The organism is Lacrimispora sphenoides JCM 1415 (assembly GCF_900105615.1).
GTDB lineage: Bacteria > Bacillota > Clostridia > Lachnospirales > Lachnospiraceae > Lacrimispora > Lacrimispora sphenoides.
In genome coordinates this window covers 3245185-3267263 of record NZ_LT630003.1, presented here as the reverse complement: position 1 = coordinate 3267263, position 22079 = coordinate 3245185, and the positions used below count along the sequence as shown (strand labels likewise).

The following is a 22079-nucleotide window of genomic DNA, read 5'->3' as shown; positions in this document are numbered from 1 at the left end:
GGCGCAAAATCAGCGAGGCCCCTCTTTCTTTGAAAAGAAAGGAGTATGCAGATGAAAGACTGGAATAGCAAAAGTGCCTTGCGGGGTAGCAAGATTGTGAAAAAAAACCTGCAGGCCTATACATTTATGCTTCCCAACTTGATTTTGTTCACCGTCTGTTCCTTATATCCGGTGGTGTGGACTTTGAAATATGTATTTTTCCAGTATGGGGGATATGGAACAGGAGTACCGAGATTTGTCGGCCTTGCAAATTTTGCCCGGGTGTTCCGGGATAAAGTTTATTGGGAAAGTGTGATCCATACTTTTACATACGGTTTCGGGAAGGTGGTTTTTATCATTCCTCTGGCCTTTTTTCTGGCATTTCTCTTAAATCAGCAAAAACGGGGGAATGGCGCGGCCCAGAGCATTGTATTTTTGCCTACCATTATGAGCTCTGCGGTCATGGGTCTGGTGTTTTATCTGCTGTTCAATGCCTACAATGGTGAGGTCAACAAGTATTTAATGACGGCAGGTCTGATACAAAAACCCATAAACTGGCTGGGGAAAGAACATGCCATGAAAACTCTGATTCTGACAGCGGTCTGGGGCGGTGTGGGGAATTACATGGTATATTTTATAGCCGGAATCCAGCAGGTATCCGGGGAAGCAATCGAAAGTGCCAGGATCGATGGGGCCGGCAGGCTCCAGACCATCTGGTACATCATCATTCCAATGCTGGGACCCATATTAAAGATTATACTTATGCTGGCGATTACCTCTGCGTTTCACGACATTACCAATGTGATGGTATTAACTGAGGGCGGCCCTACCAATGCTACCATGGTCATGTCCCTGTACGGATACCGATACTTCTTCCCCATTTCAGCGGCTGAAGCCACGGTTCCCCAATATGGCTACGGTGCTGCGGTCAGCGTCATATCCGCAGTAATTGCTGGTATGGTAACCGTAGGTTATCTGCGAATATCTAAAAAACTGGATGAAATTTATTAAGGAGGCGGCAGCATGAAAAACTGGAATGGAAAACATCTATCAAAAGCCGCCTGGCTTTCTCTGGCCGCAAAATGGGTATTTCTGGGCATTATGATTTTATTTACACTTTATCCGGTCATTTATACAGTGCTGGGATCTTTGAAAACCAATGCTGAGCTGACCCAGGGCGGCGGTTTTTTTCCGGAGAAATGGCATTTTGAGAATTATTACCAGGCCTTTGTCCAGGCAGACTTTACAAAATATACGCTCAACAGCATCGTGGTCAGCGTTTCCGTTACACTTCTCGCTGTGGTTACCTGCTCGCTGGCCGGTTTTATTCTGGCCAGAAGAGAGTTTGCCGGGAAAAAGGTGCTCTTAGCACTTTACTTATCCATGATGTTCGTTTCCTTAGGGTCAGTTACCCTGTATCCAATCTACGAATTACTTCGGGCATTAAAATTAAATAAGTCCATAATTGCCCTTATTGTGGCTCTTACGGGAGGGCAGGCCACCAATGTTTTTCTGGTCATGGGTTTTACCAAGGGGATTCCAAAAGAGCTTGATGAAGCTGCCATCATTGACGGCTGCAGCATTTATGGAGTTTATTCCCGTGTCATTTTGCCCTTAAGTAAGCCAATCCTGGCGGTAGTAGCCCTATTTTCTTTCCGGAATGCCTGGAATGATTATATCACTAGTCTGATCATGACGATTTCCATGCCGAAGCTTCAGACTCTTACTGTAGCGGTCGTCCAGCTAAAATATTCTGTCAATGCCGCGGCCGAGTGGCACATCATGCTGGCGGGAGCGTCCATCGCTATCATCCCGATCCTGATTGTCTATTTGTTTGCCAACAAGCAGTTCATTGCAGGCCTTACGGCAGGTGCAGTAAAAGGATAGGAAAAAGGGCGGGTCCTGTGATATACTGGTAAAAAACTTAAGAGCAGGAAAACGGGGGGAAAACATGAAGAAGTTTATAAACAATTTAAGATTCCGTAGTAAAATCATCTGGCTGTTCGGAATCATGTTTTTCTTTACTACCGCCATCAGTGGATTATCCTATTACCAGTACGCCTCCAATGATATTGAAGAGAATTTCAAGGTGGGGTCAGAGGACGTCCTGGCTCAGATTGTGAATACCTTAGGCCAGCGGCTGGGTGTCATCAATCAGAGGGCCAAGGGAATGCTTGCTAATTATACCTTTATGGTAACCCTTTCCGATTATTTGAATAATCCTAATGACATCAATCTGGTAAAGGCCTTAGGGACCATTCCGGATTTCATGAGAGACTTTGAGACCGGGGAGGGGCTGATCCACTCCACCTATATTTATACGGATAAAGGGAGCTTCGATAATTTTGTCCGAATGAGAAATTGGGAGTTTGATTTTAAAGAGTCTGTTTTTTACAAAAGCTATCAGGCAGGCGGAGGCGATGCCATCCGCTGGTTCCCGATGTGGAAAGATGAGATATTTCAGGACAATGACCAGGTGATTCCCTGTGTCTGGCAGTTCAGCGTTCAGGGCTATGTGGGAAAGGAATATCTGGTAATCCAGTTAAAGAAAACCGAATTGGAGCGTCTTTTAGAAGGAAAATATGAATTTTTTGACAAAATACTCATACTGGATGGGGCAGGAAATGTAATGATAGGTTCCCATGATATGGATCCGGGAGAACTTAGGAAGCTTTCGGAATCCAGGGAAGGGAGAAGCAATGTCATCACCAGCGACTTTCAGTACGAGGGAGATTCCTATCTGGTCACCTATGAACGTCTTAAGGAAAATGGCTGGCAGATCTATGGGCTGAAATCAAGGCAGAGCCTGCTTGGAAGTCTGAAAATCCTTAGAAATACGATATTTGAGATCATGGGCGTTGTTTTCTTACTGGGAGTAGCGGTGATCCTGTGGTTGTCCCACCAGCTGACCAATTCTTTAAGACGGTTGGAAAAGCGTATGAGCTGCGTGGAAAAAGGTGACCTGGGAGTTCGGTTTTTCTACCCCTATAAGGATGAAGTAGGAAGCCTTGCAAAATCTTTTAACTATATGATCGGAGAGATCCAGAGCCTGGTCCGGAAACAGGAGGAGACCATTGAAGAACTGAAACGGGAACGGGATTATGTGGCTGAGGTTCAGAAGCAGAAGCGGAAAGCGGAATTAAAGGCCCTGCAGGCTCAGATCAATCCTCATTTTCTCTATAATACCTTAAATGCCATCACCTGGCAGGCCGCCGATCAGGGAGCAGAAGAAATCAGCATCCTTTCTAATTCTCTTGGTAAGTTTTTCAGGATCGGCCTAAGTAAGGGAGCAGAGGTGATCACCCTTCGGGAAGAACTGGAACATGTGTCAAGCTATTTAGATATCCAGAGCATCCGCTATCATTCCCGTTTAAGCTATGAAATTCATGCGGATGACAAATGCCTGGATTTCCGGATGATCAAACTGATCCTGCAGCCTCTAGCTGAAAATTCCATTTATCATGGAATCAAAGAGAAACAGGGGGCCGGTATCATAAAGATCTCCGTCAGTGAAGACAGATCCGGCAAAGAGACGGTCACGGAGCTTGTAGTATGGGATAATGGGGCAGGGATTCCGGAAGAAAAGCTTGCATTCATCAATGAAACCTTAAAAAAGGGCGGAACGGACTGTGAAGCAGGCTATGGCATTTACAATGTCAATGAAAGGATCCGGCTGTTTTACGGAAAAGAATATGGGCTGTATTATGAAAGCAGCTTCGGCCATTGGACAAAAGCGGTTCTTAGGATTCCGGCAATGACAGAGGAGGTGGAATGATGTACCGCATATTGATCGTAGATGACGAAGACTATGTAAGAGACTTACTGGTCAGAAACATCCAAAATTCCGCCCTGGAAGTGGATGTGGTTGCGGTGGCAGGTGACGGAGAGGAAGGGCTTAGAGAAGCTCTGTTAAATAAGCCTGATATTATCATTACGGACATAGCCATGCCTTTTATGAATGGCCTGGAATTGATCCGCAGGATTCAGGAAGCCGGGCTTTACAGTAAAAATGTGGTCATAAGCGGTTACGATGAATTTGACTATGCAAAGCAGGCCATTTCACTTGGAGTCAAGGATTATTTACTAAAGCCCTTTTTGCCAAGGGAAATGATTGATGTTTTAACAAAGGTGATACAGGAGCTGGACAGCCAGAAGGCGCTTTTGCAAAATATGAGCCTGTTAAAGGAACAGGCCGTGAGCCGGGCCGGACTTGCCAGGGAAAAGGCGCTGAAGGCTCTCATAAGAGGGAAGGAGTGGGGAGAGGAACCGGACTTCATACTGGAAGGCAGTTTTTACGCGGCAGGAGTGATCCGCATGGAAGGCGGAGCATGGGATTTTGGCAAGCAAGAGCATGTGGAGGAATTTCTGATGCTGATACGGAACGGTTACCTTTCTGCCGGGATCTGCCTGTATGCGGTCAGCTTTGACGGGATCCAGCTGGCGTCCATCTGGTGCGGTGACGGGGAAAACGAGGAGCACTTCCTTAAAAAGATTGGGGAAAGTCTGGAAAAAGTAAGTATGAGCCTGGAGAAATATTACCATATTCAGATGAACAGCGCCCTTGGCCGTGCTTACCGGAGTCAGACAAAGCTGGTGGATTCCTACCGGGAAGCTATGGCTGTGTGGAGGGGAAACTTAGACGCAGAAAAGCGATTCCTGTTTTATGGTGAGGAAAGCAGCCGGAAAGAGGAAATCAGCAGCAGCCAGATCCGGGAGTGGAAAAACCAGATCCGGCTTTCTGTACGTGCAGGACAGGAGGCAGGGGCTCTTGCTGGGCTGTCGGGCCTGATGAAGTGTTATGCCTCCATGTCCAACAGGAAGAATGATTATGTGGGCGTATCTGTGGGAGAACTGGTTTATGCCATTCAGAATGATATGGAGCAGGATGGATATGACCGGGCGGATACGGAGCCTCTATCCTCCATGCAGGATCGGATCAATTACGGAAGCCTGATGGATATGAACCATATGCTGGCCACCTATATTGAAAAGTGCTGCCGGGTGGTACGGGAAAATTCAGAGGAAACCAGGGCAGATGCAGTGGTGAAGCAAATGAAGCAGATCATTGAAAATGATCTGCATAAGACGGAGCTGGACCTGGAGGGAGTGGCTTTAAAGGTGCATTTCAGCTCCAGCTATGTCAGGCAGATTTTCAAACAGTACGCAGGAGAGTGTTTTGGTGAATATTTAATCCGAAAGCGCATGGAACGAGCCGGGAGTCTGCTCCAGAAGACAAGCATGAAAATCCAGGAGGTGGCAGACCAATGCGGGTATGAAAACCAGCGGTACTTTGCCAGCAGCTTTAAGAAATTTTATGGCTGCACTCCCACGGAATTTAAAAAATTAGTGGAAGAAGAGAATTTATATTAGGAGGGGTAGGATAATGATTCAATTTACAGAACAGGAAATCCGGCACTTAAGAGAAAAGTACCTAAAGCAGCGGTCAGCTGTTAATCGTATCATAGAAGATGTAAAGGAAATCATGGCAGAGCCAGTTTTGGTTCCCAAAACAGGGATCGCCAACTGGACCCTTTATTATTACTGCCCGGATTGTTCTGTGCGGCTGACGTTTGACAGGGACGATAAGTATCATCACAGCTGCCCCTCCTGCGGGAGGGTGTATTCCGGTGAGCCCTATGACAGCACCTGGTGGGGAATTATTAACAGCAGGAATTACACGGCGGTATTTCAGATGGGACTGATCCATCTGATCACAGGGGAAGCTGACTATGCCAGAAAGGCCGTAGAAATCATGATGGAATATTCCAGATACTATAAGGACTATGAGGTCCACGGCAATATTCCTTATAATGGGCCCGGTAAGTCAGGCGCTCAGACTCTTGATGAGGCTAATTTCCTCAGAAGCTTTGCCATGAGCTATGATCTTCTGTCTGATTTCATGACGGAGGAGGAAAAAGAGTTTATTGGAAAGGAAATGCTCATCCCTGGAGCTGAATTTTTGATGGAACACCGCCATAACCAACTGCACAATCATGAAGTGATCATAAGCTCAGCCATTGCGGTCATTGGACTGATCTTTGGTATTGACCGGTATATCCAGTTTGCCGTTTATGAGCCTTATGGGATTCTATATCAGCTGGAGAATGGGGTACTCCCGGATCACATGTGGTTCGAAGGAGCACTGGGCTATCACTTTTATGCCCTTACCAGTTTCTTTGCCTATGAAAAGTTTGCCCTTCATACGCCTCACAGCCATATCGGTCATCCAAATTATAAAGCCATGATGGAGCTGCTGGCATCCTATCTGGAACCGGGATTCCGTATTCCCATGCTAAACGATACCAATTACGGACATACCTCCTCGAGCCTTTATTTATATGAATTTGCATACCGGGAACTGGGAGGAGAAAAGCTTCTATTTATACTGAACCAGTTGTATGAAGAAGAAAAGAGAGATAATCTGGAAGCCTTTATTTATGGGGCAGAGGAACTGCCTAAGTGCAGTATGGAGCCAGGGAATTACCATGTGGAAGCAGGGCAGTCTGGGAGCACGATTTTAAGAGGGAAGGATGAAAGATATCTTCTGATAAAGCATGACCGCTATGGCGGGGAGCATGATCATTATGATCGTCTTGGCATCAGTTATCTGGCTCATGGAAAGAGGATATCTCCTGATCTTGGGACTACCGGATACGGTGCGGTTATGCACTATGATTTTTATAAGAATACAGGTTCCCACAATACAGTAAACATTGACGGAGATAATCAGGCGCCGGTCAATGCAAGGCTAACCCGTTATGAAGAAAAAGATGGGGGCATATATGTGGAAGCAGAAGCGGACTGGACCAAACCCTATGAAATGCCGGACAGCTTTACCATCGTTCAGTGGAAGGAAGAAACTTACCGGCCAGTGAAAATGGTTAGGAAAATCGCATGGGAGGAAGATTATTTTGCGGAAGTATTCCAGGTAAAGGGGGCAGGGAAGGATCTGCCTGTGGACTGGGTCATGCATTTTTCAGGAAACCGGATCAAGCAGCCTGAGGGAATGGAAATAGAAAAGTTTTCTGACAGGAAGCCATATAGTTATCTTCATCACATGAAAAAGGCCAAACTGTCAGAAGATCAAACCAGTGTGATCCATGATTATGAGGATGGAGGCATACATACCCGGGTATTTACCTGGAACCAGGGGTTGGAATTGTATGATGGGATGGGGCCGGATAACCCCTCCATATCCGATATCAATTACCAGATCGAACGCGGGTATGGACCGGATCTTGTATTTGCCCATGTGATTACCAGCAGCAATGGGCCTTGTCTGATCAGGAATGTAAACTTTTCTGTAGATGGGGACTGTATCGTGATTGAAGTGGAAGGAGAAAAGGACGAAAGGAAATGGAGCAAGATACATAAGATGTTAGGATAGAAACAGGGAGGCCCAAAAGTTGGTAATCGACTTTTGGGCCTCCTTATTTAAGAAGAGAAAAAGCAGTGTAAATAAAATGGAACCTGTTTTTTATTTACTGCATATGTTAGGATATGGAAACTTTTTTTAGATGTATGGAGGCAGAAGGATGTCTGAAAATATATGCTTAACAGATTTAAAAAGAGGTCAGAAAGCAGTGATTGCAAAGCTGGCCGCCTATGATGATATGAGAAGACGCTTACAGGATATTGGCATTATAGAGGGTACTACTGTGGAGTGCCTGGGAAAGAGCCCTTTGGGAGATCCTACGGCATTTTTAATACGGGGTGCGGTGATCGCTCTTAGAAGCGAGGATTCCGGCCGCGTCTTGGTGCAGTCAAATATAGAGGAAAAAGCAAACCGCCACTATGGGGAAGAAATGGTGGCTGCGAACCTTTCGCTGGAGGATTAGGTATGGGATTAAGCAGGGAATCGATGGGAATAAAGTCTGTGGACTGCGGTCTGGAAATTAAGAAACGGAAGGAAGAGGATAAGGTCATTGCACTGGCCGGAAATCCCAATGTAGGTAAGAGTACAGTATTTAATCAGCTTACTGGGATGAATCAGCATACAGGAAATTGGCCGGGAAAGACCGTTGCCAATGCCCAGGGCTGGTGCTCGGATGGTCAGCAGGGATATGTTATGGTGGATATTCCCGGCTGCTATTCCCTGATGGCCCATTCCACGGAAGAAGAGGTTGCCAGAGATTTTATTTGCTTTGAAAACCCGGATGCAGTAGTCGTAGTCTGTGATGCCACATGCCTGGAGAGAAACTTAAACCTGGTGCTGCAGATCATGGAGGCCACGACCAATGTGGTGGTATGTGTAAACCTTATGGATGAGGCTAAAAAGAAGAAAATTTTCTTAAACCTTGATATCTTGGAACAGCGCCTGGGGGTCCCGGTTGCCGGAACTGCAGCCAGGAGCAATAAGGGACTGGATCAGATCTACACCGGTTTAAAACGCTGCCTGGAACAAAAAGAGGAGGTAGAGGAAAAGCCTGCTCTCATCCAATATCCCCAATATATTGAAGATGCCATTGCCAGGCTCCTGCCCGCAGTGGAACAATTGGCCAAGGGAAAGGCAGAGGCCCGATGGCTTTGTGCCAGACTGTTGGATGCCAATGAGAATCTGATGGAAGCCGTAAGAAGATACCGAAAGCCGGTAGCTGATTCCGAAGAAGTGGCTTCCTGTCTTGCTGAAATCTGGGAAGAATGGAAGGCAGCCGGGATCAGCCAGGAGCAGGTAAGCGACGACATGGCTACTGTTTTCATAAATAAGGCAGAAAATTTATGCATGGATATCGTGGAATATGAAAACCAGACCTATAACCGGAAGGACCGGAAGCTGGATTGGATTTTTACCAGTAAGGCTACGGGCTTTCCCATTATGTTCCTGGTTTTACTTGGAATCTTCTGGATTACCATAACAGGAGCCAATTATCCGTCAGAGTTAATAAGCACCGTGCTGTTTAAGATAGAAGCTTGGCTGATCGGGCTGGCTGACGCTGCCGGTGTGCCGGTGATTATCACTGAACTGCTGTTTCATGGCGTTTACCGGGTTCTGGCCTGGGTAGTAGCAGTTATGCTGCCTCCTATGGCAATATTTTTCCCATTATTTACTCTTCTGGAGGATTTTGGATACCTTCCCAGAGTGGCTTTTAATTTAGACAGATGCTTTAAAAAATGTTCTGCCTGCGGAAAGCAGGCGCTTACCATGTGACAAAGGAAATCTATGCTTTTTTTAGATTCTCCCATGTTTAACTTGACACTTTTTCTTAGAAATGGTATATTTATTTACACGCAAACTGTAACTGAAAATAATACAGAATCACAACTAAAAACGCCGGAAATCAGTAACATATGGCACAACCAAAAAGGAGGTACAGTATTTGGGCTTTTCTATCGACGTAAGTATTCCAGTTATGACCGTGTTTCTTCAGGGGATTATCAGCTTCTTTTCTCCCTGTGTGCTGCCACTCATCCCGCTTTACATAGGGTATCTGTCGGGAGGGACGGGAGTCCGCGGGGAGGACGGGCGTATTTATTATAAACGCAGCAAGGTTATGGTTCACACTGTCTGCTTTGTTATCGGGGTCAGCTTCGCATTCTTCCTGTTGGGGCTGGGCTTCTCAGCTCTTGGAAGCTTTTTTAAAACAAACCAGCTTCTTTTTGCAAGAGTGGGAGGTATCCTGGTAGTTTTATTCGGTTTATACCAACTGGGAGTTTTTGGGACCTCTACAGTATTGGGAAGGGAACGCAGACTGCCATTTTCCCTTAATACCCTGGCTATGTCTCCATTAACTGCGCTAATCATGGGCTTCACCTTCAGCTTTGCCTGGACCCCTTGTGTGGGACCGGCCCTTGCCAGTGTCCTGCTTATGGCCGCCTCAGCCTCCACAAAGGCAATGGGTTTTGTCCTGATCGGAGTATATACCCTGGGGTTTGTTCTGCCGTTTCTGGCAGTGGGATTCTTTACCACCACAGTGCTTGAATTTTTTAAGACTCATGGCAATATTGCAAAGAACGGGGTAAAGGTCGGAGGAGTTCTCATGGTATTTATGGGAATTTTAATGTTCACCGGAAAGATGAATGCGGTGACCGGATACCTTTCATCCATTCCGTCACCTACGGTCACAGAATCAAGAGAGACGCCGCAGCCGGAAACGACTGCAGAAGCATCGGAAGAAGAGTCTGCATCAGAAGAAGAATTTGCATCAGAATCGGGGAATACTGGTGAGTCAGATGAAGCCAATCAGCCTCTTCCGGCAGTTGACTTTACGTTAACCGATCAGTATGGCAATACCCATTCTCTTTCTGATTATAAAGGAAAGACGATCTTTTTAAACTTCTGGGCGACCTGGTGTCCACCATGCAGGGCGGAGATGCCGGACATACAGAAAATATATGAAACCGCCGATACAGAAGGGGATAATGCACTGATCATTCTTGGTGTGGCAGCACCTAATTATGGAAGTGAAAAAGACGAAGAGGGAATTAAACAATTCCTGAATGAAAACGGATATACCTATCCGGTTCTGATGGACACGAATGCGGAACTGTTTGAGGCTTATGGAGTATTCTCTTATCCGACCACATTTATGATTGATAAGGATGGCAATGTATTTGGTTATGCAAGCGGCCAGCTTTCGGAAGATACAATGCGCAGTATTATAGAACAGACTATGAAGGGGCAGCGGAAATAATCTGCCGATATCGTTAAAACAGAGCAATTATGGCATTCCAAAGGGGAAAAGAATCTTTGGAATGCCATTTTTATTGGTTGAAATTACTGGAGGATTTTTCTTCATGAGCCTTGCGCAAACGGTCCCGGTTGTAAATGAGATGAAGAGTCATGGCATCCTGTGCGGCAATGGCATCGTTTTTTCGTATGGCATTTACAATTGACATATGTGTTCTTATGGTTTCTTCTTTTAACTCGGAATGGGTAATGTCAATAAGCATATCAATGGCATGCATAATAAGAGGCTCAAGCTGCGGTACGATGACATTTCCGCTGATCTCTGCAATCTTAGCATGGAAAATGGCATCGGCTTCTGAGTGGGATTTTCCTAAAACGTAACATTCCGCCACCCGTTCCGCCAGGTGGAGAAGCTCCTCGGCCTGCTCCGGTGTGGCCTTTGAGGCAGCCATAGCGGCGACCCTTGGCTCGATCATCATGCGGAATTCTAAAAGATCAGTCACCAGCTTTTCCTTATTTTCTATAAAGGTGAATCCAAGTGGATCATCAGCCACACCTGTATTGTGGCAGACGTAGATACCGGACCCTTGCTGAACAGTCAGAATATTGCGTGAAACAAGAGCCCGTATGGCTTCCCGCAGAGTGCTACGCCCAACTCCCATAAGAGAGGAGAGGGTGGTTTCGTTGGGGAGCTGTGCACCTTCTTTTAATTTATTATCAATGATATATTTGATGATTCCTTCCGCTGTTGTATCGGCAAGAGATTTATGTGATGGTGTCATGGCAAATTCCTTTCAGGTGAACAATAGTCTTATCTGATTATAAATGTAATTTCTGATTCCTTCAAGTACAAATGAATCAGATGAGTCAAGAGCATATGAAATATTGGTCTGATGAATACATAAAAGAAATAGATGGTATATGATAGTATGTATGAAAAATATAGGAAAATTCATGAAATAATGAAATGAATCATGAAGAATAGTTGACAATCATATGATGAATTATTATAATCAAGATATAAATGTAAAATGAAAAATTCAAGATAGACAGGAAAGGAGCATTATTATGGTTAGTCAGGATATACGGAAACTAGCTCCGGAAATAGACCCGCTTCGGATGGGTATGGGCTGGAAGGTAGAGGATCTTTCCAAAATGCAGATCATGGTGGAGAGTACCTTCGGAGACAGCCATCCGGGAAGCGCCCATCTGATGGAACTGGTAAATAAGACAGTGGATGGGGTAAAAGATAATGGAGGAAAGGCTGCCAGATATTTTACAACGGATATCTGTGATGGAATGGCTCAGGGACATGACGGCATTAACTATTCTCTGGTCTCCCGTGATACGATCTGCAATATGATTGAAATTCATGCGGGCGCGACTCCATTTGACGGCGGAGTATATATTTCAAGCTGTGATAAGGGGGTGCCTGCTCATCTTATGGCAATCGGCCGGGTGAATATGCCTTCCATTCTGGTTACCGGCGGTGTTATGGATGCCGGCCCGGATCTTCTTACCCTGGAACAGATCGGTAAGTACAGCGCCATGTGCCAGAGAGGGGAGCTGGAGCCGGAAAAGCTGGAATATTATAAGCAGCATGCATGTCCTTCCTGCGGAGCCTGCTCTTTTATGGGAACGGCATCAACCATGCAGGTCATGGGAGAGGCCCTTGGCCTTATGCTTCCAGGATCCGCTCTTATGCCGGCAACCTGCCCGGATTTAAAGGATATGGCTGAAAGAGCCGGACATCAGATCATGGAGCTTGCAAAAAAGGGAATAAAACCAAGAGATATAGTTACCATGGAATCCTTCGAAAATGCGATCATGGTACATGCCGCCATATCCGGATCAACCAATTCCCTGATCCATCTGCCGGCGATTGCCCATGAATTTGGTTTGGAAATAGATTCTGAGATATTTGACCGACTGCATAGAGGCGCCCATTATCTTCTTGATATCCGGCCAGCCGGAAAATGGCCGGCCCAGTACTTCTACTATGCAGGCGGAGTGCCCAGGATCATGGAAGAGATCAAATCAGTGCTTCACCTGGATGCAATGACTGTGACAGGAAAGACTCTGGGTGAAAATCTCGAAATACTGAAACAAAATGGCTTTTATGATAAATGTGATGAATATTGTGCAAATGTCGGTGTGAAAAAAGAAGAAATAATCCGGCCGTTTCATGATGCCATCGGAACAGATGGGGCAATTGCCATCTTAAAAGGAAATTTGGCACCGGAAGGTGCGGTCATTAAGCATACGGCATGTCCAAAGGAGATGTTTGAGGCGGTGTTAAATGCACGCCCCTTTGACAGCGAGGAAGAGGCGATTGATGAAGTTTTGAAACACCGTGTAAAACCTGGAGATGCTGTATTCATCCGGTATGAAGGTCCAAAGGGAAGCGGAATGCCGGAAATGTTCTACACCTCTGAGGCAATCTCATCGGACAAAGAGCTTGGACGCACCATTGCCCTGATCACAGACGGGCGTTTTTCCGGAGCTTCCACCGGTCCTTCCATCGGGCATGTTTCTCCGGAAGCAGCGGATGGCGGTCCAATTGCGCTGGTGGAGGAAGGGGATATGATCCAAATTGATATTCCTAACCGGATCCTTGCAATTGTAGGCGTAAAGGGCCAGCGAAAGACCGAAGATGAGATGGAAAAGATTCTTAAGGAACGGCGGGAGCAATGGCAGCCAAGACCTTCAAAATACCAGTCGGGAGTATTGAAAATATTCAGTGAACGTGCAGTATCGCCAATGAAGGGCGGATATATGGAGTAATAAAAGGAAGAGAAAATGGGTATGGCAGGGGAGCTGCCATGCCTTTTTCTATTTCTCAGGATATAGTATGAGATTAACCTATGTTGGAGGGGCGCGGTATATGGTACAAACCTGCCTGAATAGGATTTCTCAGGAGGTGGATGAAATGGATTCATCAGATCAGGTGACTTATGAGGAAAAAAACATGACCATAAAGGTGGAGCGGGTTTTTATTGGTGAAAAAACAGCTAAGGAGCGGGTTTTGGAATTATTGAAAAAACGCCGGGATGCCGGAGAGATACGGACATGATCAGAGTCAGTTATGATCGTTCCGTAGCCCGGCTCAGGATGCATTGCACTTCTGTATAGGGAAGTCGCTTTGAATATTGCTGGAAGTATGTGTATAATGGTGTTAAAACAGGACTTAATCAGCCCCTTAATAGAGGAGGGGGACTGGAAAGCCCTGTTTTTTTATACCCATTGTTAGGTTTTCAGGTAAGGAAGAGTAAATTTAAAATTAAATGGTGCAAAATAGGAGGACACGCGAACTGATTTCGGATATATTAGTAATAGAAAAGGAGGCAAATCTTATGAAACATACAGCATATATTAAAACTGTCTTGGGTCCGATTAAAATATCCGAAGTGGATGGTTTTATTACTGAGTTGCTTTTTGTAAAAGATACCCATGATATTCCTGGAGAGCAGAAGACCCCTTTGTTGGAGAAAGCAGAAGAGCAGATTAAGGAATATCTGGACGGGACAAGCAGGAGATTTGATTTGCCGCTTGCTGCAAAAGGGACGGAGTTTCAAAAGACCGTATGGGAAGCCCTGTATAAGATTCCGTATGGAGAGACGCGAAGCTATAAGCAGGTTGCGGAAATGATCGGAAGGCCGGACGCATCCCGGGCGGTTGGTATGGCAAATGGTAAAAATCCCATACTGATCCTGACACCGTGTCACCGTGTAGTAGGTTCAGATGGCAAATTGACAGGCTATGCGGCAGGCCTTGAAATCAAGGAACAACTACTGGAATTGGAACTGACATATGGCGGCCGTTGAGACGAAGTTCTTTGATTACGGCAGAAAGGAAATAGAATACCTCTCCAATTCAGACCCGGTGCTTGGTGATGCGATGGCACGGTTCGGACGGGTGGAGAGGGAGGTAATACCTGATCCCTTTGCTGCTCTGATCAATGCAATTATAGGCCAGCTTATATCTGTAAGTTCTGCCAAAACCGTATGGAGTCGAATGCAGGAAAGTCTCGGAGATATTTCCCCGGAAAACTTATCAGCCGTTTCAGCGGATGAAATTCAGCGCTGCGGCATGATCATGAAAAAGGCTATATCCATCTCTGAGCTGTCAAAGGACATTTTACAGGGTAAGGTATGTCTGAATAATTTGCGGCAACTGCCGGACCAGGAGATCATCCGGTACTTAACGACGATAAAAGGGGTTGGGCTTTGGACAGCTGAAATGCTTCTCATTAATTGCCTGGAACGTCCTGATGTGGTTAGCTGGGGTGACATCGCCATTCGCAGGGGAATGGAAAAACTGTATGATTTTCCTAAGCTGACAAAGGACCAATTCGAAGTGTGCAAGAGCCGGTATTCACCCTATGGCTCGGTAGCTTCCATTTATTTGTGGAAGATTTCCATTTTATAAGGTAGGATAACATGGCAATGGAACGGAAGCATATCCATAGTACGGCAAATATATGAAAGGAGGTGTACTGCCATGCTGACAGAGGAAGAAAAATGGAAGGCTGCACTGGAATGTGATGCGTCTTATGACGGCAGATTTTATTACGGAGTAAAAACAACAGGAATTTTCTGCCGTCCTTCCTGTAAATCAAAAAGCCCTAAACGTGAAAACGTTGAATTCTTTGATACAGCGGAGCAGGCGCGTGAAAACGGGCTTCGCCCCTGTAAACGCTGCCGTCCTGATTTGCTGGAATTTCACCCGCAGAGAGAGAATGCGGAAAAAATAAAGGTAGTTTATGACCTTTATTATTCAGACAATGATCGCTTAAGGGAGGAATTGAAAAATCTTGGGCTCAGCAGAAACAGAATCCTCCAGCTGTTTCAGAATCAATATGAAAAGACCCCGACGGAGTATTTAAATGGTTTACGCATAGACAATGCAAAAAAGCTTCTGGCAAATACCCCGGATAATATTCTGCAGATTGCTTTACAAAGCGGCTTTGGGAGTCTTTCATCTTTTTACACACAGTTTAAGCGTGTAACGGGTGTTTCTCCCAATGAATACCGGGAGAACCTCACAGGAAAGAATGCTGATTAGGAGAATGGTGAACTTTAGAAAGCAGTACTTTAGGAAGCAGTACGGTAGGAAGCAGCACCTATAGTATATGGTACAAACCTCCTGGAATAAGATTTTCCAGGAGGTGTAAGAGATGGATCGATTAACTCAGGCAGCTTATGAGAAAAAGAACGTCTTTGCAAGGGCGTCAGCCTGCTACAAGGCGGCACTTTACATGCGCCTGTCAAAAGACGACGATGGTACAGGGGAAAGCTCCAGCATTGGCACTCAGCGGAAAATGCTTCGTTCCTATGCGATAGAAAATGACTTTGAAATTTACGGGGAATATGTGGATGACGGTTACAGCGGAACCAATTTTGACCGCCCGTCCTGGAAACGGCTGTTGAAAGATATAGATGCAAGGAAGGTAAACCTGGTGATTACCAAGGATTTATCCCGCCTTGGAAGGGATTATATCATGACAGGACAGCTTACTGAAATTTATTTCCCTTCCAGAGGGATCCGGTACATAGCGGTCAATGATGGCTATGATTCCGATAGTCCGTGGAGTGATATTGCGCCGTTTAAGAACATTGTAAATGAGATGTATGCCAGAGATACATCAAAAAAGATCCGCAGTGCATTCCAGACCAAAATAAATGAGGGGGCATTTATCGGGAATTTTGCGCCCTACGGCTACCAGAAAGATCCGCAAAATAAAAACCACCTTCTCGTTGATCCAGTGGCAGCTTCCATTGTCCGGGAGATCTTTGAATGGGCGGAGCAGGGAGCGGCTCCATCCCAAATTGCTGAGATTTTAAATAAGAGAAAGGTGTTGACACCGGCCATGTACCGCTGCGCCGAACGGCCTTATTTAAACCTGGATGATTATTCCAGGAGAAAGGAATGGACATCAGGCACGGTCTGTAAGCTGTTAAGCAATCCCGTATACTTAGGCCACATTGTTCAGGGAAAGACTGTAAAGGTTTCCTTTAAAAGCAGTATGACCCTTCGGAAGCCCAGAAACGAGTGGGTGGTTGTTAAGGATAAGCATGAGCCACTCATTTCCGGGGAGACTTATGAACGGGTAAGAAGACGGAGCGTTTCCCGCAAAAGCACAGCGGTAACCGGTTTTACCAATGTTTTTTCCGGACTTGCCAAGTGTGGGGACTGCGGCAGAAACATGTCATCCACAGGAGCCGGTGGAAAAGCGAAATCCCGCAAGCTGGTATGCGGAGGGTATAAGCTTTACGGAAGGAAAGAATGTACAAATCACTTTATGGATTACGAACTTCTTTATTATGTGGTTCTTCAGGAAATCCGCAGCCTGCTATCATTTACAGAAAGTGAAAAAGAAGAAATTGAAGAAACCCTTCGTGAGCCTGTTAGCCCTGGAGAAATGCAGGGGGAAGAAAAGGCAGTGTTTTCACTGAAAAATAGAAAAAAAGAGCTTGGCCACATAATTGAAAAACTCTATGAAGACCGGGTAAATGAAAGGATTAGTGAGGATCGGTTTTATATAATGCTGGATTCCTTTGAAAAAGAGGAAAAGAAGATTGCAGAAAGCCTGGCCATGATGGAAAGACCCTGTTCTTTGGTTCAGGAAAGTGAGCCTGCTTCTGACGGCCTGCTGTCCAGCCTGTTAGAAGATATGAGCCAGGAAAAAGGGCTTTCTTCCGATTTGCTGGGAAAATTTATAGATAGAATTGAGATTTACCAAAGCAGTGAAGGGGGAGAGGGGAAAGCAGGGCGTAAATACCAGACGATACGAATCTATTACAAAGTGGCTCCTATAGAAGATAGGAACGGTTTAGCATAAATTTCCGCTGTCATGTGCATGGGGTTTGGATGCAATGCGGCAGGAATTATCGGCTGCCGGATCATCGATTCTCCGAGAGAGCGGCTGATTGCCATGATTACCAATAATTTTGTGCCGTGCAACGGACGATTCCCCACCATGATCGCCATTATAACCATGTTCTTCGTGGGAGGGGCCACGGGTGCTTTTTCCTCCATATTGTCTGCGGCTATCCTGTCAGGTGTGATTATCCTTGGGATTATCATGACGCTTATCATATCAAAGCTGTTATCGGCTACCATACTAAAGGGGGTTCCCTCCTCCTTTACCTTGGAGCTGCCGCCTTACCGGAGGCCTCAGATCGGCAAGGTCATCGTGCGTTCCATATTTGACCGTACCCTGTTTGTATTAGGCCGTGCTGTTTCCGTAGCGGCTCCGGCCGGGCTGGTCATCTGGCTTCTGGCCAATATTTCGGTTGGTAATGCGACCCTGCTGGCCCACTGTTCCGGCTTTCTGGATCCTTTAGCCAGGCTCATGGGCTTAGACGGAGTTATCCTTCTGGCTTTTATCCTGGGTTTTCCGGCCAATGAAATCGTGGTTCCCATCATCATCATGTCTTATATGGCAGAGGGAAGCATTCGGGATATCAGCGATCTTTCCGTCTTAAAAGATCTTCTTGTAGCCAATGGATGGACCTGGATTACTGCAGTAAGCACCATGCTGTTCTCCCTGATGCACTGGCCTTGCTCCACTACCTGTCTTACCATCCGGAAAGAGACACAGAGCATGAAATGGACGGCTGTTTCCTGGTTGGTCCCAACTGTAACCGGATTTGTGGTATGCTTTTTATTCACAACTATTGCAAAGGTTTTCCTCTGATGTTTAAATTTCCCTGTGATTGTCTACAATAGGAGTAGAATACCGAATGGGAAAGGAGGGTGAAGCGTGAGCAGGATCTATCACGTTTACTCCCTGTCAGACCGGTTGAAAGCCAGAAAAATCGAGGGCGAGATTGCCAAGGTTGACGGGGTGAAAGATATCAGAATCTCGGAAGACTTAAAAGAAATGAAAATTGATATGGACAAAGGAAAAATATCCGCTGTCATGGAGCGGGTGGTAAACATCTGCAGCCGGATATCCAACGGCTGTGAAGTAAAATATAAGTTTATTTAAAATGGACATTGAAAAAGGCGGCCAACGGGGCCGCCCTTTTTCATCGGTAAAAATTAGTGAGCATTCTTTGCATAATCACCAATTTTTTTATCCATGTTAGAAATATGTTTTGTGAGCCAATCCACTACCATTTGATTGGCGTTTAAAATCACCAGAAGATTGCCCCCGGAAGATTTATATTCACTCCTTAATTTCTCCAGCTGCGCAATGAAAGCGGTATGAGCCTGCTTTTGCTCTGCATAACCGGGATAATGAATGCTCATCATGTATTTTTCTTCGTCTGCAAAATGCTTTTTCGTATAATCATCCAAAAAATCAAGAAGCTCTCCAACGTACTCCTTTGCGCGGTTGTTTTTCCCTGCTTCAAACAGCGCTTCTGCTTTTTCAAACCACATTTTATGCTGATCATCAATCATTGATATCCCTACGGATAAATTCGGTGTCCACGGCATAACAATTCCTCCTAATGTTTTTATAAATTTACATCTTCTTCCATTCTATACTAGAATTTCCAAAAGTTCAACCGTAGATATAGGCAGAAAGGAGATTTCAGATAAAATGCGGACATTTTTATTATAAAATACGGATCCAAAGATAGCAGGGGAAAACCACGTTCAAAATAAGCAGATGAATTGACGTAACTTCCCGGTAATGCTATAATTTTTACTTAGTATATAGTAAAAATATAGAAGCCTATGGGGATGCCATTATGCCCAAAAGTATGGGCAGGAAAGAGGAAACATGGAGACAGAAGGAATCCGTCTGAACAAATTTTTAAGTGAAGCCGGGGTATGTTCCCGAAGGGAGGCGGATCGCTTCATTGAGGCTGGGAAAGTCTGTATAAACGGACAGGCGGCTAAGCCCGGCCAGAGAGTTTTACCTGGTCAGTCAGTTACAGTAAACGGACGCACCATTCACGCAGGAAAAGGAGATAATAGCCATAAGGAAGAACCGGTCCTTCTGGCAGTTCATAAACCCAAAGGTATCGTATGCACAACATCGGATAAAGACCGTGCCCCCAACATTGTGGATATGGTGGATTATCCTGTAAGAATTTACCCCATCGGCCGCCTGGACAAGGATTCGGAGGGGCTGATTCTCATGACCAACCAGGGCACTCTGGTGAATAAGATGATGCGCAGCGGAAATGCTCATGAAAAAGAATATTTAGTAAAGGTCAACCGCCCGATAACCGATGAATTTATCCGGAATATGAAAAAGGGAGTATTCTTACCGGAGCTAAATGTGACCACAAGGCCCTGCGTTGTAAAGAAGGCCGGTGAAAAAGCGTTCCGTATCATTTTGACCCAGGGGTTAAACCGCCAGATCCGCCGAATGTGCGGACAGCTTGGCTTTGAAGTACGGATGCTGAAACGATTGCGAATTATGAATGTTGAACTGGGAGAGTTAAAACCCGGAGCTTACCGGGAGCTTTCGAAAAGGGAGTACCACCAGATGAAAGAGGCCTTAAAAGGCTCGACGAATCGTTCCTATAAAGAACAGAAAAAGGAGATATCTGATGGACGCTAACATAAGCAGAATGAAAGAATTGATTGCCGTTTTGACGGCAGCAGGAAAGGCTTACTATCAGGAAAGCCGGGAAATCATGAGCAATTTTGAGTATGACAGGCTTTATGATGAGTTAAAGGAGCTGGAAGAGGAGACTGGAATCATACTTTCTCAAAGCCCCACGCAGTATGTAGGATACCAGGCGTTAAGCGAGCTTCCAAAAGAGGCCCACGAAACTCCCATGCTTTCCCTTGATAAGACCAAGAGCACGGAGAGTCTGCAGGAGTGGCTGGGCGGCCAGACCGGAGTGCTGTCCTGGAAGCTTGACGGTCTGACCGTTGTTCTTTCCTATAACCACGGAACCCTTCAAAAGGCCGTAACCAGAGGAAACGGAGAGATCGGCGAAGTTATCACAAATAATGCAAAAGTATTTTCTAACATTCCTTTAAATATAACCCATCAGGGAGAACTGGTTTTACGCGGAGAGGCAGTGATCAAGTATTCGGATTTTAACCGGATCAATGAAGAGATCGAAGAGGTTGCTGCCAAATACAAGAATCCAAGGAATTTATGCAGCGGATCCGTAAGGCAGTTAAACAACCAGATCACTGCTAAGAGAAATGTGAATTTTAAGGCATTTGGCCTGGTAACGGCGGAGGGCGTTGACTTTAAAAACTCCAGAAAAGAGCAGTTTGAATGGTTAAAGAGACAGGGCTTCGATGTGGTGGATTTTAAAATGGTGACCAGAGATACCCTGCCTGAGGCGGTAGAAGAGTTTTCCAAAGCCATTACCAACTATGATATTCCTTCAGACGGCCTGGTGCTTTTGTTAGATGATATCGCTTACGGAGAATCCCTTGGTCGTACATCCAAATTCCCCCGTAATGCCATTGCCTTTAAATGGGCCGATGAAATCAAGGAAACAAAACTAGACCACATCGAATGGAGCCCATCCAGAACCGGGCTCATTAACCCGGTGGCAATCTTTGATCCGGTGGAACTGGAAGGAACTACGGTGAGCCGGGCCAGCGTTCACAATCTAAGCATTATGGAGGCATTGGAGCTGGGAGAGGGAGATGAAATTACGGTTTATAAGGCTAACATGATCATTCCCCAGATTGCCGATAACCTGACAAGAAGCAAAAAGATACGGATCCCTGAACAATGTCCAGTCTGCGGCGGAAAAACGGAGATCCGCAAGGTGAATGATGTCAAGAGTTTATACTGCACCAACCCGGACTGTCAGGCCAAACGGCTGAAAGGTTTCACCCTTTTTACGAGCAGGGATGCATTAAACATTGACGGTTTATCAGAGGCGACCCTGGAAAAATTTATCGGAGCCGGTTTCATCCGGGAATTTGCGGATATTTTCCACCTGGAGCAGCATGAGGAAGTTATTACCCAGATGGAAGGCTTTGGAAAAAAGTCCTACGACAACCTGATAAAAGCAATAGAGAAAGCTTCCCATACCACCCTTCCAAGGCTGATCTATGGCCTGGGAATCGCAGGTATCGGATTGGCAAATGCCAAGATGCTGTGCCGGGAATTTAAGTTTGATTTTGAGAAGATGCGCGCAGCAGGAGAAGAGGAACTGACCGCAGTTCCAGGAATCGGAAAGGTGTTAGCGGATGCCTGGATCACTTATTTTAAGGAAGAGAAGAATAATGAGATGGTGGACCGCCTGCTGTCTGAGGTAAGCTTTGAGGGTGATATGGAGGTCAGGGGGGACGGAATCTTTGAAGGTATGGTATTTGTTATTACCGGTTCCGTGAACCACTATGAAAACCGTAAGGCCCTCCAGGAGGCCATAGAAGCCCACGGAGGCAAGGCTACCGGTTCGGTGACCTCTAAGACCACCTATTTGATCAACAATGATACTACGTCCAATTCTTCCAAGAATAAAAAGGCAAAGGAACTTGGAGTGCCCATTATTTCAGAAGAGGATTTCATAAAAATGCTGGAGGAATAAAA

Annotated in this window: 18 protein-coding genes and 2 pseudogenes; 18 read left to right on the top strand and 2 right to left on the bottom strand. The window is 45.6% G+C overall.

Features of this window, described 5'->3' with window-relative positions; translation table 11 throughout:
- Window positions 1–51: 51 nt before the first annotated feature.
- The 8 genes and pseudogenes from BMX69_RS14775 to BMX69_RS14740 all read left to right on the top strand — a co-directional run bounded on the left by BMX69_RS14775 (window position 52) and on the right by BMX69_RS14740 (window position 10610).
- Complete coding sequence (locus BMX69_RS14775; protein WP_100042759.1) at window positions 52–990, top strand: carbohydrate ABC transporter permease; 939 nt, start codon at window positions 52–54, stop codon at window positions 988–990.
- Between the two features lie 12 nt (window positions 991–1002).
- Entirely contained in the window at window positions 1003–1866 is an 864-nt protein-coding gene (locus tag BMX69_RS14770; protein WP_100042758.1) for a carbohydrate ABC transporter permease, read from the top strand.
- A 64-nt stretch (window positions 1867–1930) separates the two neighbouring features.
- Window positions 1931–3754, top strand: a complete 1824-nt coding sequence (locus BMX69_RS14765; RefSeq protein ID WP_100042757.1) for a histidine kinase — start codon at window positions 1931–1933, stop codon at window positions 3752–3754.
- A complete protein-coding gene (locus BMX69_RS14760; protein WP_100042756.1) occupies window positions 3751–5349 on the top strand; it encodes a response regulator transcription factor in 1599 nt (532 codons plus the stop codon). Before BMX69_RS14765 ends, BMX69_RS14760 begins: the two co-directional genes overlap by 4 nt.
- Before the next feature lie 13 nt (window positions 5350–5362).
- Window positions 5363–7366 (top strand): heparinase II/III domain-containing protein, encoded by a 2004-nt coding sequence (locus BMX69_RS14755; RefSeq protein WP_100042755.1) that lies wholly within the window; start codon window positions 5363–5365, stop codon window positions 7364–7366.
- 148 nt (window positions 7367–7514) lie between these two features.
- Entirely contained in the window at window positions 7515–7817 is a 303-nt protein-coding gene (locus BMX69_RS14750) for a FeoA family protein (RefSeq protein WP_100042754.1), read from the top strand.
- 2 nt (window positions 7818–7819) lie between these two features.
- Window positions 7820–9124 (top strand): annotated as a pseudogene (locus BMX69_RS14745) (FeoB small GTPase domain-containing protein); the annotation flags it as partial.
- A gap of 172 nt (window positions 9125–9296) precedes the next feature.
- Window positions 9297–10610 carry a redoxin family protein gene (locus tag BMX69_RS14740; protein ID WP_100042752.1) on the top strand — a complete coding sequence of 438 codons (1314 nt, stop codon included), beginning with the start codon at window positions 9297–9299 and terminating at the stop codon, window positions 10608–10610.
- Between the two features lie 70 nt (window positions 10611–10680).
- Here BMX69_RS14740 and BMX69_RS14735 read toward each other — a convergent pair whose 3' ends face one another.
- Complete coding sequence (locus BMX69_RS14735; RefSeq protein ID WP_100042751.1) at window positions 10681–11388, bottom strand: FadR/GntR family transcriptional regulator; 708 nt, start codon at window positions 11386–11388, stop codon at window positions 10681–10683.
- Window positions 11389–11674: 286 nt separating this feature from the next.
- On the opposite strand from BMX69_RS14735, the gene ilvD reads away from it, so the two are divergent.
- The 8 genes and pseudogenes from ilvD (at window position 11675) to BMX69_RS14695 (ending at window position 18599) form a co-directional block, all read left to right on the top strand.
- Window positions 11675–13390, top strand: a complete 1716-nt coding sequence (ilvD, locus tag BMX69_RS14730; RefSeq protein WP_100042750.1) for a dihydroxy-acid dehydratase — start codon at window positions 11675–11677, stop codon at window positions 13388–13390.
- Window positions 13391–13535: 145 nt separating this feature from the next.
- The gene (locus tag BMX69_RS14725) at window positions 13536–13679 is read left to right on the top strand and encodes a hypothetical protein (RefSeq protein WP_157724419.1); all 144 of its coding nucleotides are present in this window, start codon (window positions 13536–13538) and stop codon (window positions 13677–13679) included.
- Window positions 13680–13959: 280 nt separating this feature from the next.
- On the top strand, window positions 13960–14430 hold the full coding sequence (locus BMX69_RS14720; RefSeq protein WP_054792170.1) for a methylated-DNA--[protein]-cysteine S-methyltransferase: 471 nt from the start codon (window positions 13960–13962) through the stop codon (window positions 14428–14430).
- Window positions 14417–15034, top strand: coding sequence for a DNA-3-methyladenine glycosylase family protein (locus BMX69_RS14715; protein WP_054792171.1), 618 nt, complete (start codon window positions 14417–14419; stop codon window positions 15032–15034). Before BMX69_RS14720 ends, BMX69_RS14715 begins: the two co-directional genes overlap by 14 nt.
- A 72-nt stretch (window positions 15035–15106) precedes the next feature.
- The gene (locus BMX69_RS14710; protein ID WP_054792172.1) at window positions 15107–15670 is read left to right on the top strand and encodes a bifunctional transcriptional activator/DNA repair enzyme AdaA; all 564 of its coding nucleotides are present in this window, start codon (window positions 15107–15109) and stop codon (window positions 15668–15670) included.
- Between the two features lie 112 nt (window positions 15671–15782).
- The gene (locus tag BMX69_RS14705; protein ID WP_100042748.1) at window positions 15783–17447 is read left to right on the top strand and encodes a recombinase family protein; all 1665 of its coding nucleotides are present in this window, start codon (window positions 15783–15785) and stop codon (window positions 17445–17447) included.
- Window positions 17448–17459: 12 nt separating this feature from the next.
- Window positions 17460–18305: pseudogene (locus BMX69_RS14700) on the top strand (nucleoside recognition domain-containing protein); the annotation flags it as partial.
- Between the two features lie 66 nt (window positions 18306–18371).
- Window positions 18372–18599 carry a hypothetical protein gene (locus BMX69_RS14695; RefSeq protein WP_054791848.1) on the top strand — a complete coding sequence of 76 codons (228 nt, stop codon included), beginning with the start codon at window positions 18372–18374 and terminating at the stop codon, window positions 18597–18599.
- A 53-nt stretch (window positions 18600–18652) separates the two neighbouring features.
- Here the strand turns inward: BMX69_RS14695 and BMX69_RS14690 are convergent, their stop codons facing one another.
- Window positions 18653–19051 (bottom strand): bacteriohemerythrin, encoded by a 399-nt coding sequence (locus BMX69_RS14690; protein WP_100042746.1) that lies wholly within the window; start codon window positions 19049–19051, stop codon window positions 18653–18655.
- Between the two features lie 289 nt (window positions 19052–19340).
- On the opposite strand from BMX69_RS14690, the gene BMX69_RS14685 reads away from it, so the two are divergent.
- Window positions 19341–20129 (top strand): pseudouridine synthase, encoded by a 789-nt coding sequence (locus BMX69_RS14685; protein ID WP_025234702.1) that lies wholly within the window; start codon window positions 19341–19343, stop codon window positions 20127–20129.
- Entirely contained in the window at window positions 20119–22077 is a 1959-nt protein-coding gene (gene ligA, locus BMX69_RS14680) for an NAD-dependent DNA ligase LigA (protein WP_100042745.1), read from the top strand. Before BMX69_RS14685 ends, ligA begins: the two co-directional genes overlap by 11 nt.
- Window positions 22078–22079 lie beyond the last annotated feature (2 nt).

Bases quoted from the DNA above. Each gene is read 5' to 3' on its own strand.
- BMX69_RS14775 (WP_100042759.1), top strand. From the start codon at position 52: ATGAAAGACTGGAATAGCAAAAGTGCCTTGCGGGGTAGCAAGATTGTG.
- ligA (WP_100042745.1), top strand. From the start codon at position 20,119: ATGGACGCTAACATAAGCAGAATGAAAGAATTGATTGCCGTTTTGACG.
- BMX69_RS14750 (WP_100042754.1), top strand. From the start codon at position 7,515: ATGTCTGAAAATATATGCTTAACAGATTTAAAAAGAGGTCAGAAAGCA.
- BMX69_RS14690 (WP_100042746.1), bottom strand. From the start codon at position 19,051: ATGCCGTGGACACCGAATTTATCCGTAGGGATATCAATGATTGATGAT.
- BMX69_RS14755 (WP_100042755.1), top strand. From the start codon at position 5,363: ATGATTCAATTTACAGAACAGGAAATCCGGCACTTAAGAGAAAAGTAC.
- BMX69_RS14770 (WP_100042758.1), top strand. From the start codon at position 1,003: ATGAAAAACTGGAATGGAAAACATCTATCAAAAGCCGCCTGGCTTTCT.
- BMX69_RS14765 (WP_100042757.1), top strand. From the start codon at position 1,931: ATGAAGAAGTTTATAAACAATTTAAGATTCCGTAGTAAAATCATCTGG.
- BMX69_RS14760 (WP_100042756.1), top strand. From the start codon at position 3,751: ATGATGTACCGCATATTGATCGTAGATGACGAAGACTATGTAAGAGAC.
- BMX69_RS14710 (WP_054792172.1), top strand. From the start codon at position 15,107: ATGCTGACAGAGGAAGAAAAATGGAAGGCTGCACTGGAATGTGATGCG.
- BMX69_RS14720 (WP_054792170.1), top strand. From the start codon at position 13,960: ATGAAACATACAGCATATATTAAAACTGTCTTGGGTCCGATTAAAATA.
- ilvD (WP_100042750.1), top strand. From the start codon at position 11,675: ATGGTTAGTCAGGATATACGGAAACTAGCTCCGGAAATAGACCCGCTT.
- BMX69_RS14705 (WP_100042748.1), top strand. From the start codon at position 15,783: ATGGATCGATTAACTCAGGCAGCTTATGAGAAAAAGAACGTCTTTGCA.
- BMX69_RS14725 (WP_157724419.1), top strand. From the start codon at position 13,536: ATGGATTCATCAGATCAGGTGACTTATGAGGAAAAAAACATGACCATA.
- BMX69_RS14715 (WP_054792171.1), top strand. From the start codon at position 14,417: ATGGCGGCCGTTGAGACGAAGTTCTTTGATTACGGCAGAAAGGAAATA.
- BMX69_RS14735 (WP_100042751.1), bottom strand. From the start codon at position 11,388: ATGACACCATCACATAAATCTCTTGCCGATACAACAGCGGAAGGAATC.
- BMX69_RS14685 (WP_025234702.1), top strand. From the start codon at position 19,341: ATGGAGACAGAAGGAATCCGTCTGAACAAATTTTTAAGTGAAGCCGGG.